Consider the following 15,428-nt stretch of genomic DNA (forward strand, 5'->3'; position numbering starts at 1 on the left):
TAGCCGTCCCCACGCTCATCGAGCAGCCGTCCGCGGCGGAGGGGATCGCCACGGAGACGATCGACGTCACGGAGGGCGCGGAGGATACGACCGGGCCGGGCCGTCTCGCGCACCGCCTGCGGCGCGCGGTCCTCGGGGCGCCGCTGAAGAGCACGGCCATCGCCCGCGAGCGCATGCGCAAGCTCGTGGCGCTGCCGGTCCTCTCGGCGGACGCGCTGTCGTCAGTGGCGTACGGCCCCGAGGCGCTGCTGGCGGTCCTGGTGCTCGGCGGTACGGCGGGGCTCGCGTACTCCGTGCCGGTGGCGCTGGCGATCGTCTTCCTGATGCTGGCCGTCGGGGCGTCGTACCGTCAGACGATCCGCGCGTATCCGCACGGCGGCGGATCGTACATCGTCGCCACGGACAATCTGGGGCGCGTGCCGGGTCTGGTGGCCGCGGCGGGTCTGATGACGGACTACATCCTCACCGTCGCGGTCTCCGTCTCGTCCGGGATGGCGGCGGTCACCTCGGCGCTCCCCGGGCTGGCGGACGATGTCGTGGTGATCGGCGTGCTGGTCATCGCCGTGCTGCTCGCGGGGAATCTGCGGGGCGTCCGGCAGGCGGGCGCGTTGTTCGCCGCTCCCACGTACGCCTTCATCATCGCCATCGCCTCGCTGGTGGCCGTCGGTCTGTACGACGCGGCGGGCCGTGACTTCCACCCCACCCCGGCTCCCCCGCTGCACGCGGTCGAGGGCGTCGGGGTGCTGCTGGTGATGCGGGCCTTCGCCTCCGGATCGACGGCGATGACCGGTATCGAGGCGATCTCGAACGCGGTACCGGCGTTCCAGCCCGTCGCGTGGCGTAACGCGCGCACGACACTGTCCTGGATGATCGGGCTGCTCGTCGCGCTGTTCGCCGGCACGGTCGCCATGGTCCATCTCCAGGGTGTCGTCCCCGAGGCGCAGGAGACCGTGCTGTCCCAACTGGCCCATCGGAGCTTCGGGTCGGGCGGCATGTACGTGTTCACGCAGGCGGCGACGGCGCTGGTGCTCCTGCTCGCGGCGAACACCGCGTACAACGACTTCCCCCGGGTGCTGTTCCTGCTGGCACGCGACGGCCACGCCCCCCGGATCTTTCTGCGTCTCGGGGACCGGCTGGCGTTCAGCAACGGGATCATCCTGCTCTCGGTGGCGGCGGCGCTGATCTATGTCGTCTTCGGCGGCAGGACCGCGACGCTGATTCCGCTGTACGCCGTCGGGGTGTTCCTCGCCTTCACCCTGTCGCAGAGCGGAATGGTGGTGCACTGGTGGCGCAAGCGTGACCGGCACTGGCGCAAGAGCCTGTGCTTCAACGCCACCGGCGCCCTGCTCTCCGCGGTCGTCTTCATCACGGCCGGCATCACCAAGTTCACCGAGGGCGCGTGGCTCGCCATCCTCGCCGTCGCCGTGTTCCTGCTGGTGACGACACGGATCCGGCGCTACTACGACAAGGTGAGCCTGGCTCTGCGGCTTCACCCCGAGGCGATCGAGATTCCCGGCCGGAAGACTCCGCCCCGGCCGGACACCCGTTCCCCGGCGCCGCCGCCGGCCCCGCCCGCGCCCGCGCCGCCCTCTTCCGGGGCCTCGCCCGGTACGCCGTCGGACGCGGAGACCGAGGACACCCCCGAGGAGATCCGTCATCTCTCCGTCGTCCCGATCGATGTGCTGCACCAGGCGAGCATGCGCGCGCTGGCCTATGCCGCGTCGCTCCAGCAGCCCGTCCTCGCCGTGCATGTCAGCCCCAGTGAGGAGGATGCCGAACGCTTCCGCGAAGCCTGGCTCCTGTGGGGCAACCATCTCCCGCTGAGGATCGTCATCTCCCCCTACCGGGCGATCGTGGCGCCGCTGATCAGCTATATCGAGTCGCTGCACCACCAGCGCCCGGACCTGACCATCACCGTCATCCTGCCGGAGATCGTCGTACGGCACTGGTGGCACCGGGTTCTGCACAGCTATCTGGCCGGCCGGCTGCGGCGCGCGCTCCGCCATCTGCCGAAGATCGTCGTGACGAGCGTGCCCTTCCATGTGTAGGCCGGCCGAGCGGTTCGGCGTCCGCGGCCTGCGGGCGGCTCAGCCGGCGAGTGGAGGCAGGTCCGGGCCGATGACCAGGGTCACCGTGCCGGGAGCCGCCTCGGCGGAGGAGACCGGGGCCAGGCCGGGGAACCTCGCCGCGAGCAACCGCGCCTGGGCGGCCCGCCCTTCGGGAAATGTGAGGGTGCTCCGCTCCGCCGGTGCGGGCGCGTTGCCGGTGGCGACGATCCGGAAGCCGAGCGCGCCCAGCCGGTCCGCGATCTCCCGGGCCCGGCCGGGGATGCCCGTGCCGTTGAGGACCGTCACCTCCACGCTGCTCGCCGTCGGGGGCAGTTGGCCGGCCGCCTTGTCGAGCCGGGCCTTGGTCATCTCCCGGTCGTGGCTGAGCGCGCTGAACAACTGCTGGGCCGCGGGCGGGTTCCAGACGACGTTCGCCTTGTCGCTGGGGACGTCCCGTTCCCGGGGATAGTTGGGAACCGTCAGGAAGGTGATCCGTTCCGTGGGCATGCTCTTGACGCCGGAGGCCAGCTCGTAGAGCGGCTTCAGGCCCGCCAGCTCGGGGTCGGTGGTCAGTGACCTCGTGGCCGAGTCGAGGAATCCGTACAGGGCCTTGGGGTTGTAGAGCCTGGCCTTGGCCTTGGTGGCGAGGGCCTTCATGAACTCCTGCTGACGGCCGATACGGCCGATGTCCGTGCCGTCGCCGAGGCTGTAGCGGGCGCGTACGTAACCGAGGGCCTGGTCGTCCTTCACCGTCTGGCACCCCGCCCGGAGATCCAGATGGGCCTTCTCGTCGTGCACGGGCCGCTCCGGGCAGATCTCGACACCCCCGAGGGCGTTCACCATGCCGGTGAACCCGCGGAAGTCGACCGTCATGAAGTGGTCGACGCGGACGCGGGTGTTCTGCTCGACGGTCTTGATCGCGCAGGCCGCGGCCTTGGCGGTGTCACCGCCCGAGCCGCCGATCGCGTACGCCTCGTTGATCTTGAAGTGGTGCGGTGTCGAGGAGGTGCCGTCGCCCTGGGCGCAGGCGGGGATCCGCACCCAGGAGTCACGGGGGAAGGACACCACCGTGGCCCACTTCCCGCTGCCGCCGACGTGCAGCAGCATCAGGGTGTCGGACTGCATGCTGGTCAGGCCCTGACCATAGCCGTCGCCCATTCCCTTACGGCTGTCGGAGCCGATGACCAGGATGTTCTCCCCGCCCTTGGTGGCTCTGGGCCGGTTGTCGCCGAGCGCGTCATCCACCCCGGCGCCATGGATGTTGCCGCTGAGCCGGGTGTAGAACCACCCGCCCGCCGCGGCCGTACCCAGCACCAGGAAGGCGGCGGTCGCGGCGAGCGAGCGTCCGGTCCTGCGGCGCGGCGGCCGGCGGCGGCACCCGCGCGGCGCCGCGGCGGGCCGGTCCGCCGGTCCCCTGTCTGCTGCGTTCACCGGTCTCCTCACTGCGTGCCGGTCATGGGAAAGCTCATGGGAAAACTTGTGGGAAAACGTCGGTCTCCGACTTCAGCCGAGCAGGGGAATCAGCCCCAGACCGAATACGGCGTAGAAACCGGCCGCGACGGCCAGCCGGGCGGGGGTGAGCCGGTGTGCGCGCATCGTCAGCAGCAGATAGACGATCGAAGCCATGGTGACCAGTCCGGCCCACAGCAGCGCGCTGTCGAACCGCCACGCGGTGAAGAGCAGCCCGAGGCCGCTGGGCACCGTGGCCTGGATCATCATGGCTCCGGAGATATTGGCCAGGGCGAGCTGCGTCTTGCCCTGCCGTACCCAGATGATCGCGTTCATGATCTCCGGGAGTTCGGTCGCGACGGGTGAGAGCAGCAGTGCGGTCACAGCGGACGAAAGCCCGAGCATGGGGCCGATGGCGTCCAGCTGCTTCACGAACAGCTGCGAGGCGAAGAAGATTACCGCGAGAGCGGCCAGAGTCTGGGCGACAACGGCCCACGTCGCCGGGGAGGCCGCCCCGCGCTGCGACTTCAGGGGCGCGAGCTCCTCGTCGTCACCCTCGCCGTTCTGGCCACCGCGCGTCTCCCGCCAGAAGTAGACGGCGTACGCGGCGAAGAACAGCACGCCGAGCACCGGCTTGAAAGCGAAAGCGACCAGGCCGAGAGCGACCTTCACCATGAAGATCGGCAGGAACCAGGTCTGGTCCTTCGCCAGCCGTCTCATGTCCTTCTCGTCGCCCAGCTGCGGACCGCCGGACCGCGCGGGACCGCTCTGCTTGCGCCGCTTGAGCAGCAGCACGACACCCGTGACGCCGTACGCGACCGTGGCCAGCACGAGCGGCCCGCCCAGCGCCGCGCCGACGCCGATGTTCTTGGCCTCGGCGTTGGCACCCGTGGTGACCGCGATCAGCGTCACCACGGATTCGGGCAGCGCCGTGCCGAAGGCTGCCAGGATGGTGCCGACCGCCATCTTCGCGACGTTGAGCCGCTTGCCCAGCCACTCCACCGCGTTGACGAACCACTCGCACGAGAGATAGATCGCCACCGCGCACACGATCAGCAGCACGTAATGGACCACGGCACCCGTCCAGCTTTCCCGCGTCGCGGGGGCTTCGAGTGCGGCTGCTCCCCCTCGCGACCGCAGACGCTACCCCACCTCCCCGGCCGGGGCGCCGCGGCACGTCCGGGCCCGTACGCCGGACGGCTCTGCCGGGTGGCCCGGTCTCCGGGGGTGACGTGTAGTGGGTGGTACTGCCGCGACCTGGCGGGCGGTACGCCGTCCGCCGGACGGCCGGATCCGAGGAGGCTCGATGAGGAGCAACACCAGGACACCCGCTGCCGCCACCGCGGCCGCGGTCCTGCTGTGCGCCGCGGCCGTCGGCGGCTGCTCCGGCGGCGGGAGCGGATCGGCGACGACGTCGCAGCCGCCCGCCGGCCGCGCGGAGGCCTCCGCGTCGGCGCGTTCGTCCTCGCCCGCCGCGGATGTGGGCAAGCTGTCGGCCGCCACCGGGCCGCTCGGGAAGATCCTGGTCAACGGCGAGGGCCGCACCCTCTACCTCTTCGAGGCGGACAAGAAGAACACGTCCACGTGTACGGGGGCCTGTGTGAAGACCTGGCCCCCTCTGATCGTCACCGGCGAGCCGACCGCGGGCAGTGGCGGCGTCAAGAAGAGTCTGCTCTCCACCACCACCCGCGACGACGGCACCCGGCAGGTCACCTACAACGGCCATCCCCTGTACACGTTCGTGGGCGACCACAAGGCCGGTGACACCAACGGCCAGGGCGACACCGACTTCGGCGCCAACTGGTACGTCCTCGACACCGCCGGGAAGAAGAACACCACCCCGCAACAGGACACCGGCGGCCTCTACTGACCCCTACCCCCCTCGGCCACCGGTGCGACAGGAGAAGCGATGTCCTCAGTCACCTCTGCCGTACCCGCCCGTCAAGGACGCGCACTCCGCTTCCTGCGGGGCGCGGCCCGGCTGCTGGCCGCGGCCGGCCTCGCGCTGGACGCCTATCTCCACGCCCATCTGGCCGACCGGTACGACGCCGTCTCCGCGAGCATCAGCCAGGGCATGCTCTTCCGTATCGAGGCCGGCCTCGCCTCCCTCGCGGCGCTGCTCGTCCTGGTCTGGCGCCGGAAGCCGTCCGACGCCTTCGCCTGGCTCGTCGCGGCGGGGGGCCTCGCACTCCTGCTGGTCTACCGCTACGTCAACGTCGGTGAACTGGGGCCGATCCCGAACATGTACGAGCCGGTCTGGTTCCGCGAGAAGGAACTCGCCGTCCTCGGGCAGGCGGTCGCCATCCTCACCACCGTCTTCCTGCTCGTCACCCACGCGCAGCGCCGGGGCCGCGGCGCTCACGCGGCCCCGGGCAGGCGTCAGTGACGCGGCTCAGCCTCTGCGGCCGAGGGCGCCCTGACGCAGGAAGCGGGGGTCGTAGTACGTGTTCTTGACGCCCTGGCCGGTGTTGAACGCGGGGTCGGTCAGATACTCGGCCCAGACCATGAAGTAGGTCCACTTCGGCTGTCCCGCGACCTCCGCGGGCGAGGGCACCTTGCCGACCTCGGCGAGCGCCAGCGGCTTCGAACCGGCGATCGACTGGAGGGTCTGGTAGTAGGTGGCGGACGGGAAGTTGCTGTTCCAGGCGTCGAGCGAGACCACATCCACGTACGCGTCACCGGGGTAGTAGGACGCCATCCCGCCCGCGTCGAGGTCCTTGACGTTCCAGACCCAGACCAGGTTGGTGAGGCTCTGGGTGTTCTTGAGGTAGTCGTGGGTGATCTGGTAGAGCTTGCGGCTGCCGTTCGCGCCGGAGCGGCCGCCCCACCAGGACCAGCCGTCGTTCATCTCGTGGACGGGGCGGAAGAGCACGGGTACCCCGGCGTCCTTCAGCTGCCGCAGATACGGGACCGCCTCGTCCAGGCGCCGCTTCCACGCGGTGTTGAGGGCGGTGCCGTCGGTGACGAGCTGGTTCCACTGGTCGTCGGACAGGTTGTCCTGGATTCCGGCCCCGGGATCCCAGCCGCACGAGGACCCGCGGGTGGGCGGGCAGACATGCCAGGTGAGGGTGACCAGTGAGCCGTTGTTCCACTCGGTCCTGGCCTGGTTGACCATCGTCTGACGGTTGTTGACATCGTCGGACGCGAAGAGGAAGTCCCCGCCCCACAGCCCCGGGTAGACGCCGGTGATGTCATGGACCTTCGCGGTCCACTTCGACGGCTGGGAGTTGGGCTCGCGGTTGTGCTGGCCGGTCACGGTCCGGTTGCCGGAGAGGGACCGCAGATAGCCGACGACATCGGCCGGGGGCGCCGCCGCGGCGGCCGGGGCGGTGTCACCCGGGAGAGTGAAGTCGCCTGCGGAGGTGGCATGACCGGCGGGTGCGGCCACGGCACAGGCCAGCAGGACCGCGGCGCATAATCCGGTGAATCGGGATCTCATGGTGGTCTCCTGTCTCGGTCGGGCGGGTCAGCGTGCGGGCGGTGCGGTGGAGCCGCGCGGGGTGAGGGCGGGGGTGCGGACCTGACGGGACGCGAGGCGTTCGCCGTTGAGGATCGCGAAGAGCGCGCGCGCCACCTCCGCGCCGAAGGCGTGGATGTCGTGGCTCATCGCGGAGAGCGTGGGATGGGTCAGTCTGCAGAGCTGGGAGTCGTCCCAGGCCAGCAGGGAGAGGTCGTCGGGGACGCCGAGGCCCATCTCGGCGGCGACGGACAGTCCGGCGACCGCCATGAGGTCGTTGTCGTACAGCACGGCCGTGGGCCGGGTGGCGGAGGCCAGCAGCGTACGGGTGGCGCGGGCGCCGTCCTCGCCGGAGAAGTCCGTGGCCACCTGCCGTCCCCCGTCCAGGCCCAGTTCCGTCATCGCCGAGGCGAAGGCCGCCGTACGGATGGCGCTGTGGCCCAGGTCGGCGGAGCCGCCCACCCGGGCGATGTCGCGGTGCCCCAGCGCGGCGAGATAGCGCACCGCCTCCGTGACGGCCGTACCGTCGTCCGTCCACAGGGCGGCGAACGGACCGGTCAGCGAGGGATGGGCGACCGCGACGGCGGGAAGGCCGATCTGCCCGAGCGCGGGGACTCGGGGGTCGTCCACCCGGAGGTCGACCAGGACGGACCCGGCGATCTGGCCCGACTTCCACCAGTGCCGCTGGAGCTCGATCTCCTCGTCCACGTCGCGTACCAGGCGCAGCAGCAGGGCGCTTGAGCGTTCGGTGAGGACGCTCTCGATCCCGGAGATGAACTCCATGTAGAAGGGTTCGAGGCCGAGTTGCCTGGACGGCCGGCAGATGGCGAGTCCCACGGTGCCGGTCCCGGACTTCGCCAGCGAACGGGCCGAGAGGTTGGGTTCCCAGCCCATGCCGCGGGCGGTTTCGAGGATATGGGCGCGGGTGGTCTCGGACACCCCGGGCTTGTTGTTGAAGGCCAGGGACACCGCGGCCTTCGACACCCCGGCCCGGGCGGCGACGTCCTTGATGGTCAGCCGTGTTCCGCTCATGCCGGCTCCACCGTGAAGAGGGCCGCGCGGACCGCTTCGGCGTCCGGGGTGTCCCAGCCGCGTACGGAGATGGTGACGCGCTCGCCGGGCAGCAGGGTCAGCAGGCCGTGGTCGGCGACAGCCGTGGGGGCGAGCCGGTCGGCCTGGAGCAGCAGGTCGCGCAGCAGGGTGCGGGCGGTCACCACGACATCGACCCGGTCACCGCGCTGGATGAGCTCCACGTCGTAGCGCGGCGCGGGATAGGCGAACTCGCGGTCGCGTACGGGGAAGTGCAGCGCGCGCAGGTCTCCGGCGTCGGCGACGAGGAACTCCTTGGCCGAGCCGGCGTCGGGCAGCAGGTCGTCGGGGACCGCGGTATGCGCGACGGTACGGCCGGGGGCCGCGAGGTCCACGCGGGCCTCGGCGAGCACCTCGCCGTCGGCGGTCATCCGGCGCAGCCGTACGCCCGCCCGCCACGCGTCCGCGGCCTGGTTGACGGCGACGACGGCGGGGCCGCCGTCGCGGGTCTGAACGGTCAGCAGCCGGTCGGCGTACAGCCGCCGCAGCTCGAACCAGAGCGGTTTGAGCCGGGCGTCTCCGTCGACGGCCGCCCAGGAGGTCACCGGCCAGCAGTCGTTGAGCTGCCATACGACGGTGCCCGCGCACACCGGCCAGTGCGAGCGCCAGTGTTCCACTCCGGTGGCGACGGCGCGGGCCTGGTTGACCTGGGTGAGGTAGTGCCAGCGGTCGAAGTCCGGTGGGACCGCGAAGTGGTGGGCGAGGCCGCGGTCCAGTTTGCCGTTGCCGTCGGCGGCCTTCTGGTGGTGCAGGACACCGGGCGAGTCGGGGGCCAGCTCCTCGCCGGGCAGCGCGCGGCGCAGTGTCGCGTACGCGGGCGGCGCCTGCCAGCCGAACTCGGCGACGAAGCGCGGCACATCGGTCAGGTAGTCGGTGTAGTCGGTGCGGTTCCACACCTCCCACGCGTGCGCGGTGCCGTGTGCCGGGTCGTTGGGGCGGTGGTCCCAGGAACCGGACCACGGGCTACCCGGCCAGTACGGGCGGGTGGGGTCGGTCTCGGCGACGACGCGGGGCAGCAGGCCCAGGTAGTAGCCCTCTCCCCAGGAGTCTCCCGCGAGCGGCTCCTCCCACTGCCAGTCGCGAAAGCCCCACAGGTTCTCGTTGTTGCCGTTCCAGAGGACCAGCGACGCGTGGGGCATGAGGCGGGTGACGTTCTCGCGGGCCTCGGCCTCGACCTCGGACCGCAGCGGCTGCTCCTCCGGGTAGGCGGCGCAGGCGAAGAGGAAATCCTGCCAGACCATCAGGCCGAGTTCGTCGCAGACGTCGTAGAAGTCGTCGCTCTCGTAGAGGCCGCCGCCCCAGACGCGTACGAGATCGACGCCCGCCTCGGCGGCCTGCGTCAGGCGTTCACGGTAGCGCCGGGGGGTGATACGGGAGGGGAAGACGTCGTCGGGGATCCAGTTGACACCGCGGGCGAAGATCCGCTCCCCGTTGACGACCAGGGTGAATCCGGTGCCGTGCTCGTCGGCGGAGGTGTCGAGCACGACGGTCCGGAATCCGACGCGGCGCGACCACTGGTCGAGGGCCGCCCCGTTCTCGTCGAGGAGGGTGACCTCGCAGTCGTACAGCGGCTGGTCGCCGTAGCCGCGCGGCCACCACAGGGCGGCGTCCGGCACGTGCGCCGTCACCGTGGCGCTCGTCCCGTCGAACCGTACGGATGTCGCGCGGTCCCCGATCCGCACCTCGGCGGTCAGCGGCCGTCCTGCCCCGGACGCGGTGCGTTCCACCTCAAGGCGGACCTCCACGCGGCCGGTGGCGCCGTCGACGGTGACCAGGGGACGGACCAGGGCGAGGCGGGCGGTGGACCAGTGCTCCAGCCGCACCGGCTTCCAGATACCGGCGGTGACCAGGGTCGGTCCCCAGTCCCAGCCGAAGGAGCAGGCCATCTTGCGGATGAACTGGAAGGGCTCCGGATAGGAGTTGGGCCGGTCGCCGAGCTGGGCGCGGACGGCTTCCGCCTCGGTGTACGCGGAGGTGAAGCGCACCGCGAGCGGGGCGCCGGCCTCGCCGAGCGGCTCGGTGACATCGAAGCGGTAGCCGCGGTGCATATTGCGGGTGCGGCCGAGCGTCCGCTCGCCGAGGCTGATCTCGGCGACCGTGTCGAGCCCGTCGAAGACCAGGTCGGTGCGCTCGTGCGAGCTGGCGCGGGGCCCGAGCACGGTGTCGTACCGCCAGTCGCGGCGGCCCACCCAGGCCACCTCGGTCTCGTTCGCGCCGAGGAACGGGTCGGGAATGAGACCGGCGGCGAGCAGGTCGGTATGGACGCAGCCCGGCACCTGTGCGGGCACGGCGGCCGCTTCGTGCCGCAGCGTCCAGCCCTTGGTCAGGGGGGTGACGTCCTTCATATGCGGTGCTCCATTCACGATTTGACGGCCCCTTCGACCAGGGCGTTCTCCATACGGCGCTGGAGGGCGACATACACGGCGTAGACGGGGGCGAGGGTGATGAGGCAGGCGGAGGCGAGGATTCCGTACTGCACCATCGTCGCGGAGATGAGGGACGGCAGAGCGACCTGGACGGTGCGCAGGTCGGGGTCGGGGCCGAGGATGACAAGGCTGAAGAGGTATTCGTTCCAGAACCCCAGGAAGTTCAGGATCGCGACCGTGACGACGCCGGGCGCGGACAGCGGGAGATAGATCCGCAGGAGCACGGTCCAGCGGCCGGCGCCGTCCATCATGGCGCTCTCCTCCAGCTCGGCCGGGATGGTGCGCAGGAACTGGGTGAGCAGGATGACCGAGAGCGGCAGCGCGGTGGCGGGCAGGAAGAGGATCAGGAACGCCTGGGTCTGGAACATCTCCAGCTGGATGGCGAGCAGCACCGTCGGCACCAGCGCGGCGAAGGCGGGGATCAGGAAGCCGAGCCCGAAGATCTTCTCCATGACGGCGGCGGTCCGGCCACCGCTGCGGGCGAGGCCGTAGGCGGCGGGGAACGCGAGGGCCAGGGTGATGGCTTCCGCACCCGCCGTGATCAGTACGGAGTTGCCCAGCGCGGGCCCGAGCGAGGCCAGGTCCCAGGCGCGGGCGAAGTTGCCGAACAGCCAGTTCTCCGGCAGGGAGAAGGGGTGGGCGAACACCTCCAGGTTGTCCTTGAGGGAGGTGGTCAGCAGGTAGTAGAGCGGCAGAAGCAGCAGCAGGGCGTACAGCCACGCCAGGACATGCCCGGCGAGCAGGCCCCTGCCGCCGGTGCGGCGGGACGTCATCACTGGTCCTCGTCTCCCGTCGTGGTCAGTAGTTCTGGCGGATCAGGCGGCGGATGACGACCATGCCCACGAGCCCGAGGGCGAACAGCAGTACGCCGACGGCCTGGCTGTAGCCGACGTCCTGCTGGAGGAAGGCCCGCTGGTACATCAGATACGACAGCGTGGTGGACGAGGTGCCCGGGCCGCCCTTGGTCAGCATCAGCACGGTCGCGGAGGAGTTGAACAGCGTCCACAGGAACTGCAGCATCGTGGCGACGCCGACGAATCCCTTGCAGACCGGGAACGCCACCTGCCACATCCGCCGCCAGTGCCCGGCGCCGTCGATGGCGGCCGCTTCGTACACCGCGTCCGGCACACTCGCCAGCCGCGCCGCGAAGAGCACGGCGGTGTAGCCGATCCCGCTCCAGACGTCGACGAGGATGACCGAGGCCAGCGCCGTGGCGGGATCGGCCAGCCAGGGCGTGGTCGCCCCGTGCAGGCCCAGGCTGTCGAGCAGGCCGTTGACACCGCCCTCCGGGGCGAGCATGCCGATGAAGATCATCGCCTTGGCGGAGAGCGACAGCAGGCCCGGGGTGAAGCAGAGCACCCGCAGGGTCCGGTGTCCGGGCGGCTTGAGCTGGAGGTAGTAGCCCAGCATGAAGGCGAGCGGGATCATCAGCGGGATGGAGACGGCGAGTTGTACGCCGGTGTTGCGCAGGGCGTCCCAGAAGACCGGGTCGTCGAACATCCGCCGGTAGTTGTCCAGTCCGGTGAACTCGTGCGGCGAGATCAGGCTGGCCCACGTGTTGAGGCTGATCACGAACATCGCGACGACCGGGCCGGCCATGAAGAGGCCGTACCAGACCAGCGCGGGCAGGGCGAAGACCGTCGGTCCCCAGCCGCGCCGGCGCGCGGTGCGACGGGGGGACGGGGCGGCGGGCGGGGTGTTGTCACGAGTCGCGCGCCCCGCGGTCGTGACCGCGGCGGACATCACTGGACCCCGGAGTATGCCTGGTCCAGGGCAGCACAGATCTTCTTGGCGTCATTGCCCTTGCCGAAGGCCAGACCGGTGGCCTGGACCAGCGGGGTGTTCGCCGCGGCCGGTACGTACAGGTCGGGCAGCAGCGCGTTCACCGACTTCTTCGGGACGTCGTTGACCGCGCTGTTGAGCAGCGGGTCGTCGCTCTTGCGGTGGGCCGCGTCGAGGCTGAGCGCCGGGTAGATACTGGCGTCGGCGAGGAATTTCCCGGAGACGTCGGGCTGGTAGAAGTAGCTGATGAATTCCTTCACCGCGTCCTGCTTCTTGTCGCCGTTGGGGCTGATCCAGAAGCCGGTGCTGGTGTAGCCGAGGTAGGAGGTCGGCTTGGTGAAGGCGGCGCCCGAGGGCATTGGGAGACCGGCCAGTTCGGTGTTCTGCCGGATCTTCTCGGGGACCTCGGAGAAGGCCCATGAGCCCTGCGACATCATGGCGGCCTTGCCGGTGAAGTACGTGCTCTGCATCGCGTCGAAGGTGAAGCCCTGCGCCTTGTCGATGAACACACCGGCGTCCCGCAGGGTGATGAAGAGGCCGATGCCCCTCATCGCCTTGTCTGAGGCGCAGAATCCGCCTTTGGTGTAGAGCTGTTCGGTCTCCTCGGGGGTGGAGTAGGACTGGGCGATCTGCGCGAAGAGCTTCTGGCCGCTCCAGTCGTTGCCGCCGACCGCCATCGGCTCGATGCCCGCCTCGCGCAACTTGTCCGCGGCGTCGATGAGTTCGTCGGTGGTGGCGGGGATCTTGCCGACGCCGGCCCGCTCGAGGAGATCGGTGTTGTACCAGACCGGCCAGGAGAACGCGGCGAAGGGGAAACCCATGACCTTGCCGTCGGCGTCCGTCCACTCCTTCAGGGCCTGTGGTTCGACCTTGGCCCGCAGGCCCCATGCGTCGAGGTACTGGTCGACGGGGACAGCGGCGCCGTTCTTGGTCCAGCCGAGCGTCTTGTCATAGACGTTGACGAAGACGACGTCGGCTTCCTTGCCCGCGGCGAGCGAGGTCTCGTAGGACTCGTCCAAGTCCTCGCCGGCCTCGACGATCTTGACCTTGATGCCGGTCTTGTCGGTGAAGGCGGCGGCCTCGTCGTAGAAGAGCTTTCCGCCCGGTGTGCCCTTCAGATACTGCGACAGCACGGTCAGCTGCCGCGGGTCGTTCTGCGCTCCATCGCCTCCCTTGCCGCAGCCGCTCACCACGGCGATCAGGGAGAGGGCGCCGGCGAGCGCGGTGACGGTCCTGCGGGGTGCGGTCCGGTGCGAGGTCATGTGCCGTGGCCTCCAGTGAGTGCGGGCGGCCCTGACGCGGCCCGCTCGGCGTGGCGCTCAACGTAGACGCCGTTTCTCGACCCTGTCCATAAACCGGTCCAGCCTTTTTTCGCCTGTGAGGCAACAAGTTATTCGACTGATTACTTAACCTTTACTCAACTCGTGGGCAATTCAGACAACGTTGTCCGAACCGCCGGAGCGCCGGTCCGTGCGGACCGGCGCGTCCGACGCGTCCGACTCCGGGAGTCAGGCGGGTTTGACGCCGGGCCGGCCCGCTTCGGTCACGAAGGAGGTGCGGGTCGAGACGGGGGCGCCGGGGGTGGTGACGTACGGGAGCACCCGGAAGTCGGCCCGGCAGGTCTCCGGCGTGAGTGAGCAGCGGACGTAGCCGCGCTGGTAGTTGGTGAACTTTATGTGCGAGTTGGCCGCGAGCAGGCTCGCCCCCGAGGGGTCGAGGTCCATGCCGTCCTTCCCGGTGGCGATGGAGGTGCCGACGAATTCGACGCCGACCGTGGGCGAGTCCGGGTCGTCGTAGTTCTGCTTGAGGTCAGCGGCGAGGTGGCGGTGCATATCACCCGTCAGGACCACGGGGTTGCGCACGTTACGGTCGCTGATCTGCTGGAACAGCCGCTGCCGCGAGGCCACGTAGCCGTCCCAGAAGTCCATGACGAAGGACTGTCCCGGGCCGGGGTCGGTGTCGACCTGGGTCACGGGAATCTGCTGGGGGATCAGGTTCCAGGTCGCGTCCGACCGCCCGAGGCTGTTGTAGAGCCAGCGCTCCTGTTCCGCGCCGAGGAGGCTGCGGCCGGGTGACAGCCGCTCGTCGCAGCCGCTCTTGATGCCGTCGCCGCAGGGCTGGTCGTCACGGAACAGGCGGGTGTCGAGGATATGGAACGTGGCCATCCGGCCGTAGCGCAGACCGCGGTACATCCGGGCGTCGAAGCCCCTCGGCTTGTTGGGCAGGCGCAGCGGGAGGTGTTCGTAGTACGCCTGGAAGGCCGCCGCGGCGCGTTCTCGGAAGACCGCCGGATCCCCGTCGGGTTCGGTGTCGACCTTCGAGATGTCGCGCGCCCAGTTGTCCTCGACCTCGTGGTCGTCCCAGACGACGGCCCACGGATGGGCCCGGTGGGCGGCGATGAGGTCGGGGTCGAAGCGGTGGAGGGCGTGCCGGTTCCGGTACTGGACCAGGTTCATCGGTTCGGGGCGCAGCTCGGCGGCCACGGGCACGTTCCGTACCCCGCCCATGGCGTCGATGGGGTTCTCGTAGATGTAGTCGCCGAGATGCAGGACGAGGTCGATGTCCTCCTCGGCGAGGTGCTGATAGGCGGTGTAGAAGCCTTCGAACCAGGCCTGACAGGAGACGAAGGCGAAGTTCAGGGCCTTGGGGCGGCTGTACGGCGAGGGCGCGGTGCGGGTACGGCCGACGGGGCTGAGCACGCCGCCGGCGCGAAATCGGTAGAAGTACTCCCGGCCGGGCTGCAGCCCCTTCACCTCGACGTGGACCGAGTGGGCGAGTTCGGCGACCGCGCGGGTCCACCCCCGGCGCACGACGTGCCGGAAGAGCTCGTCGGCCGCGACCTCCCAGAAGACCCCGACGGAGTGGGGCGGCATGCCGCCGGCGCCGTCGGGGTCGAGGGGGCGGGGTGCGAGGCGGGTCCACAGCACGAATCCGTCCGGCCAGGGATCCCCGGACGCGATTCCCAGGGTGAAGGGGTCCTCACGGAAGCGCTCGTCGGCGCCGGCCCGGCCGGCCGAGAGCCCGCCCGCGGCGAGCGCCAGCGCGGCCGTCCCCGAGGCGGCGAGCATCGCGCGTCTGCCCACCCGTCCGGCGCCGCCGGTCCCACTGTTCCTACGCATGAATGCTGGTCCGTTCGTCGTGCGGGATCCCGCCTGGCCCGGTGGGATCGACGCGTGA

At 70.2% G+C, this 15,428-nt stretch carries 12 protein-coding genes; 3 read left to right on the top strand and 9 right to left on the bottom strand.

The window, feature by feature from the left end; all coding sequences use genetic code 11:
• Positions 1-173 precede the first annotated feature (173 nt).
• Complete coding sequence (locus ACZ6MZ_RS24370; RefSeq protein WP_469354402.1) at positions 174-2,048, top strand: APC family permease; 1,875 nt, start codon at positions 174-176, stop codon at positions 2,046-2,048.
• Between the two features lie 39 nt (positions 2,049-2,087).
• Here ACZ6MZ_RS24370 and ACZ6MZ_RS24375 read toward each other — a convergent pair whose 3' ends face one another.
• Together ACZ6MZ_RS24375 and ACZ6MZ_RS24380 are read right to left on the bottom strand one after the other, a co-directional pair.
• A complete protein-coding gene (locus ACZ6MZ_RS24375) occupies positions 2,088-3,479 on the bottom strand; it encodes an LCP family protein (protein WP_389787245.1) in 1,392 nt (463 codons plus the stop codon).
• A 72-nt stretch (positions 3,480-3,551) separates the two neighbouring features.
• Positions 3,552-4,571: a sodium:calcium antiporter gene (locus tag ACZ6MZ_RS24380; protein WP_469354264.1), complete on the bottom strand. Its 1,020-nt coding sequence runs from the start codon at positions 4,569-4,571 to the stop codon at positions 3,552-3,554.
• Between the two features lie 232 nt (positions 4,572-4,803).
• Between ACZ6MZ_RS24380 and ACZ6MZ_RS24385 the strand changes: the two genes are divergently transcribed.
• A complete protein-coding gene (locus ACZ6MZ_RS24385; RefSeq protein ID WP_469354265.1) occupies positions 4,804-5,367 on the top strand; it encodes a COG4315 family predicted lipoprotein in 564 nt (187 codons plus the stop codon).
• A gap of 39 nt (positions 5,368-5,406) precedes the next feature.
• Entirely contained in the window at positions 5,407-5,883 is a 477-nt protein-coding gene (locus ACZ6MZ_RS24390; RefSeq protein WP_469354266.1) for a hypothetical protein, read from the top strand.
• Positions 5,884-5,889: 6 nt separating this feature from the next.
• Here the strand turns inward: ACZ6MZ_RS24390 and ACZ6MZ_RS24395 are convergent, their stop codons facing one another.
• From ACZ6MZ_RS24395 to ACZ6MZ_RS24425, 7 genes are all read right to left on the bottom strand, one after another.
• A complete protein-coding gene (locus tag ACZ6MZ_RS24395) occupies positions 5,890-6,936 on the bottom strand; it encodes a glycoside hydrolase family 26 protein (RefSeq protein WP_469354268.1) in 1,047 nt (348 codons plus the stop codon).
• A 27-nt stretch (positions 6,937-6,963) separates the two neighbouring features.
• Positions 6,964-7,986 (bottom strand): LacI family DNA-binding transcriptional regulator, encoded by a 1,023-nt coding sequence (locus ACZ6MZ_RS24400; protein ID WP_389672443.1) that lies wholly within the window; start codon positions 7,984-7,986, stop codon positions 6,964-6,966.
• Entirely contained in the window at positions 7,983-10,388 is a 2,406-nt protein-coding gene (locus ACZ6MZ_RS24405; RefSeq protein ID WP_469354271.1) for a glycoside hydrolase family 2 protein, read from the bottom strand. The genes ACZ6MZ_RS24400 and ACZ6MZ_RS24405 overlap by 4 nt, the downstream gene beginning before the upstream one ends.
• Positions 10,389-10,402: 14 nt before the next feature.
• Positions 10,403-11,242 carry a carbohydrate ABC transporter permease gene (locus ACZ6MZ_RS24410; protein ID WP_389787265.1) on the bottom strand — a complete coding sequence of 280 codons (840 nt, stop codon included), beginning with the start codon at positions 11,240-11,242 and terminating at the stop codon, positions 10,403-10,405.
• Between the two features lie 25 nt (positions 11,243-11,267).
• Positions 11,268-12,212: a carbohydrate ABC transporter permease gene (locus ACZ6MZ_RS24415; RefSeq protein ID WP_389787268.1), complete on the bottom strand. Its 945-nt coding sequence runs from the start codon at positions 12,210-12,212 to the stop codon at positions 11,268-11,270.
• Positions 12,212-13,513, bottom strand: a complete 1,302-nt coding sequence (locus ACZ6MZ_RS24420; RefSeq protein WP_469354273.1) for an ABC transporter substrate-binding protein — start codon at positions 13,511-13,513, stop codon at positions 12,212-12,214. The genes ACZ6MZ_RS24415 and ACZ6MZ_RS24420 overlap by 1 nt, the downstream gene beginning before the upstream one ends.
• Before the next feature lie 246 nt (positions 13,514-13,759).
• Positions 13,760-15,370: an alkaline phosphatase D family protein gene (locus ACZ6MZ_RS24425; RefSeq protein WP_469354274.1), complete on the bottom strand. Its 1,611-nt coding sequence runs from the start codon at positions 15,368-15,370 to the stop codon at positions 13,760-13,762.
• Between the last annotated feature and the right edge of the window lie 58 nt (positions 15,371-15,428).

Source organism: Streptomyces sp. NPDC042201, assembly GCF_055582185.1.